General features: G+C 58.4%; 6 protein-coding genes. All 6 read right to left on the reverse strand.

Translation table 11 applies throughout. From position 1 onward, the window contains the following. Window positions 1-394: type II 3-dehydroquinate dehydratase (gene aroQ / locus ABYV26_RS20840; protein WP_372683289.1), on the reverse strand; the 394-nt coding region annotated here is incomplete at its 3' end. 69 nt (window positions 395-463) lie between these two features. Then, complete coding sequence (rpe, locus tag ABYV26_RS20845; RefSeq protein ID WP_372683284.1) at window positions 464-1,114, reverse strand: ribulose-phosphate 3-epimerase; 651 nt, start codon at window positions 1,112-1,114, stop codon at window positions 464-466. Window positions 1,115-1,163: 49 nt separating this feature from the next. After that, window positions 1,164-2,162 (reverse strand): PASTA domain-containing protein, encoded by a 999-nt coding sequence (locus ABYV26_RS20850; protein WP_372683285.1) that lies wholly within the window; start codon window positions 2,160-2,162, stop codon window positions 1,164-1,166. A gap of 4 nt (window positions 2,163-2,166) precedes the next feature. Then, window positions 2,167-3,087 carry a tol-pal system YbgF family protein gene (locus ABYV26_RS20855; RefSeq protein WP_372683286.1) on the reverse strand — a complete coding sequence of 307 codons (921 nt, stop codon included), beginning with the start codon at window positions 3,085-3,087 and terminating at the stop codon, window positions 2,167-2,169. Window positions 3,088-3,117: 30 nt separating this feature from the next. Then, window positions 3,118-3,477 (reverse strand): membrane protein insertion efficiency factor YidD, encoded by a 360-nt coding sequence (gene yidD, locus ABYV26_RS20860; RefSeq protein WP_372683287.1) that lies wholly within the window; start codon window positions 3,475-3,477, stop codon window positions 3,118-3,120. A 140-nt stretch (window positions 3,478-3,617) separates the two neighbouring features. After that, window positions 3,618-4,920, reverse strand: a 1,303-nt coding sequence (gspE, locus tag ABYV26_RS20865; protein ID WP_372683288.1) for a type II secretion system ATPase GspE, incomplete at its 5' end; no start/stop codon positions are given.

Raw genomic sequence — 4,920 nt, forward strand, 5'->3', positions numbered from 1 at the left:
AGGCGATCAACTGCGCCAGGGCTTCCAAGGCGTAAAGATACCCCGAAGCCCCTAACCCGGAGATCTGCGCGGTGGCGATGTCGGCGATGAACGAGCGGTGCCGGAACGATTCCCGCTTGTAGATGTTTGACAAATGGACCTCGATCGTCGGTACATCCAGGATCAGTACCGCGTCTCGGATGGCCACACTGGTGTGGGTCAATGCGGCCGGGTTGATGATCAGGCCCCGTGCCCGTCCAACGGCTTTTTGGATGGCCTCAAGAATTTCTCCCTCGTGGTTGGACTGGAACAAGGAAACTTGGAGGCCCAGCTCAGCGGCCCGGGCATGCAGGGAGGCGTTGATCGCTTCCAAGGTCATACTGCCGTAATGGTCGGGCTCACGTGTCCCCAGCATGTTGAGGTTAGGGCCGTTGACCACCAGAATCAATGGGTTTTTCCGACTGTCAGCCACCGATACCCCCTTCTACCATTTTGCCTTGAGCTCGGAGATGGTCCGTCCATAGTCGTCACTGCCGAAGATAGCGCTGCCCGCCACGAATACATCCACCCCGGCGGCCGAGATACGGCTGATGGTGCCGGCATTCACGCCGCCGTCGATCTGGATCAGGGTGGACAAGCCACGCTCGCGGATGGTCGTCTTGAGTTGGGCAACCTTGTCAAGGGCCGACGGGATGAATTGCTGACCGCCGAATCCGGGGTTGACGCTCATGATCAGGACGAAGTCCAGGTCACCCAAAATCCACCGGAGGGATTCCACCGGGGTGGCGGGATTCAGGGCCACCCCGGCCTTGGCCCCTTGTTCGCGGATCAATTGAATGGTTCGATGCAGATGGGTGCAGGCCTCCTGGTGGACAGCGATATAGTCGGCACCGGCATTGCAAAAATCTTCGATATAGCGTTCCGGCCGTTCGATCATCAAGTGGACATCGATGGTCAGCTCGGTAGACCGGCGCACCGCTTCGACCACCAGGGGTCCCATGGTGATGTTGGGGACGAAACAACCATCCATGACATCCACATGGATCCAGTCCGCCCCGGCGGCTTCCACCGCGCGAACCTCTGCCCCCAGTCGAGAAAAATCTGCCGATAAAATCGACGGTGCGATACATTTCATCTTCACCTCTTTTCACCCGTTCAACGATTCGCTTCTTCGATCGATGCCCCTACATGATCCGGGTTTCAACCAGTTGACCATCCACATACACCAGTATCGTGGGGTTACCACTTTTTGGAATCAAAAGCCAGATCTCTTGGCCCGGAGCCAAGAAATCATCGAACAGGCTGAGTGAAATCTGCGGAAGGTTCATCCTGACCTGCACCCGTTTCTTCAAAAAACCGTTTTCCAGAGAGAACCTGAACAGTTCAACCTGATCCGCGTTTTCGGTCCCCCCCGTCAAGCGTTCCTCGTTGGATCGGTTTACCGCCATGTCTACCGAGTTGCCCGGCGCAACGCGGTGTCCGGCCGGGGGGATCTGATCCACGATGGTATCCAGCGGCGTTCCGGTCCGGAGAACGATCCGGATGGTTCCCACGGCCAACTGCAGCTGTTCTAACTGGCGGATGGCCGACTCCAGGCTTAGGCCGGACAGATCGACCATGGAAAAAGCCGGGGAGGAAGGACCCTGACTGATCAGCAGATCTGCACAGGTGTTCCGAGAAACGATTCCACCTGGCGGCGGATATTGGGCCATGATCTGCCCGGGGTCGAAGCGGGGACTGGTCATGCCCGACAACACGCCTTGGCACAAACCGTTTTCCGTCAAGAGGATCCGGGTCTGCTGGAGGGAAAGGCCCTCTAAGTTTGGCATTAAAATGGTTTCCGCCCCGCGGGAGACGCGAACTTTTACGTCACGACCCCGCTTGATGGCAGCGCCGGCATCCGGATCCTGATCGATGACGTGGTTTTTGGGCACCTGGTCATGATATGCCGTGCCTTTAACGCGGGTATTGAGTCCCAGGTCCGAGAGAATTTCAAGGCCGTACAGGATGTCCTTGCCCACCAGGTCGGGGACAATGACGGTATCTTCACCTTTTATGATCAGGGTCAGAGACACGTAGGCCCCAATCCCGGCCATGGCCATGAAAAGGGTAACCAGCAAAACGATCCTCAGCGCCTTTTTCGCCAGACGCCTTACGGATGAAGCGGGGGCAGGGGATGGCATGGGATTAAAAGCTTATGGTCAGGCACAGGGCGGCTCCCTTGGGTGACGGGGCCAGTGATAAGGAGATCTGCCTGTGCTGGTTAAGACGTTCTCGATACGCGTTAATCTGGTCACGGTTGTACTTGTGGGCACTGGAAACGGCACCATAGATGTTGCCGGCATAAAACCCGAACCCCACAAAACTGATCATGCTGCCGAGGGCGTATTGCTCGTTGTCAAAGGACTCCCAGGCTGCCCAGATCAGACCGGCGTTGATTAAAAAAGCGGTGGCCGCATCCTGGTACCTGCTGGTATACAGCTGGCCGCCGCCGGGCACGATCGAGAGAAAACCGGCGGTAGTCGGATGCTTGAACGGGATGGCACCGCTCAGGGCCAGGGACTGCTTCAGGTTGGCCACCTGGAAGCGGTCCCGATTGTCGGGTGAAATTCGATTGAAGGCCTGGTCGGCGGCGTTCCAGCGGCCCTGATCCACATGGAGCCAACCCAATTCGTAGCGGACTTGATCGATGACATCCGTTGATGAAGACAAGGCCTCGAGGTTGTGCAGATCCACAATGGCCTGCTCGATCATTCCCTGGCGCGCATGGCTGCGGCTGAGCATGAAAAAGGCCTGGTTGTCCAGGGGCGAACCTGCGAATCCAACGGTCTGCTGGTTGAAGATTGCCGCTGCCGCCTGATAGCGGCCGGCCCTGAAGTGGGCAACGCCCGTCTGGAATCGGGCCTGAGGAACCCTGGGGTCTGCGGGAAAAAAATGGATAAAACGATTGAACTCAGCAACCGCCTCGTCGACGGCTCCTGAGTCGAGGCGGGACTGGGCATACCGGTATTGGCTGTCCGCATCGATCGTCAACCGGGCGAAGCCATGGGCAGGCATTGCCATCAAAAAAAGGGGGGCCCCGATGGCGATAATCAGAAAACGTAGCATGGGTTGAAGCATCTTGAGGCATCCCATCCGTCAGGGTCGCCAGACGTCATTGTTGTGAACCGGATCCTGGCAGCGGATGCCCTCGCGGGTCATCACGGACGGGCTCAGCTTTAATTCGTCGCGGCCGCAGCGCATCAGCCGGTCGCTGGCCATGATCCATCCTTTGATACTTCCATGGCGCTGCACGGCCTGCAGGGCATAGCTTGAACACGAGGGGGTCATGGGGCAGCGGTGGCCGTCCGCCCCGGACAGGTACCGCTGGAAAAAGCGGATGGGGCCCGCCATGGCCGGCATGGATTCCTCCGAAGGGGCCAGATCGGGTGCCTGAGGCCCGGCCCATGCGCTGCCGACAAACAGGCAGCACAGCGCTGCCAAACGAAGGATTTTCATGATTCACCTTTAGTCGACTGTCGGTCTGGCCCGAGGGGGGCCGACAGTCTGGTTTAAATCTCGACCATCGGATGCCCTTCATCCAAGGCGGAGCGGCGGGATCGCTTTGGCGCCTCATTCTGCCGATTGGGTTGAGCGCCTCATTCAAAGGCTGCCGGTACCCGTTCATCCGGTCCTTGCTGGGTCACCCGCAGGACCTCTTCGATGGTGGTCGTTCCGGCCAGCACCTTTTCGATGCCGCTTTGGCGCAGGGTTTTCATGTTGTACTGCAGGGCGAATTGTCTGATTTGGGTGGCATCGAAGGTTTTCAGAATTAGATTTTTCAACCCTTCGCGCATGTGCATGATCTCAAAGATGGCAATGCGGCCGCGGTAGCCGGTGTTAAAGCACTTCTCACAACCCTTGGCCTGGTAAAGGGTGTGGTGTCTCAATTGCGTCCGGGAAATGCCGATGCTCTCCAGGATCACGCCCGGGGTGTAGGCCTCCTTGCAGTGGTCGCACAGTACGCGTACCAGCCGCTGGGCGATAACCGCCACCACGGCGGAGGAGATGAGGAAGGGCTCGACACCGATGTCAACCAGGCGTGTGATCGCACCGGCCGAATCGTTGGTGTGCAGCGTCGAGAAAACCAGGTGGCCGGTAAGGGCCGACTGGACAGCGATGGTGGCGGTCTCTTTGTCACGGATCTCGCCGATGAGGATCACATCCGGGTCTTGGCGGACGATGGCACGCAGGCCGCGGGCAAAGGTGAGATCGATTTTCGGGTTCACCTGGATCTGGCTGATGCCTTTGAGCTGGTACTCCACCGGATCTTCGATGGTGATGATGTTGATGTCCGGCTTGATGATGGAGGCCAGCACGGAATAGAGGGTGGTGGTCTTGCCGCTTCCGGTGGGGCCGGTCACCAGGATGATGCCGTTGGGCTGGGTCACCAGCTGGTTGAACAGGTCGTGATCCTCTGGCGACAGCCCAAGTTCCTTCAGGTTGAGGACCTCCTCCGATTTGTTCAACAGCCGCATGACCACCCGTTCACCGAAAGTGGTGGGCAAGGTGGACACCCGCACATCCACATTCTGGCTGCCGATTTTGACTTCCAGGCGTCCGTCCTGGGGCAGCCGCTTTTCGGCAATGTTGAGTTTGGCCATGACCTTGATTCGTGAGATCAGCGATGCCTGAATCCATTTGGGTGGTGTGAGCAGGTCGTAGAGGATTCCGTCCACCCGGTAGCGCACCTTGAAGCTGTCCTGATAAGGCTCGATGTGAATGTCGCTGGCGCGGGCCTTGATGGACTGTGAGATAATATGGTTGACCAGTTTGATGATCGGGGCATCGCTGGTGTCCTCAAGGAGATCGGCCGTGTCCTCGATCTCGCTGATGATGGTACTGCCGTCCTCTTCCATGTGCTGTACCAGCTGTTCGGCGGTGCCCCGGCTCATGTCGAAG

Source organism: Desulfosarcina sp. (genome assembly GCF_041551955.1).
Taxonomy (GTDB): domain Bacteria; phylum Desulfobacterota; class Desulfobacteria; order Desulfobacterales; family Desulfosarcinaceae; genus Desulfosarcina.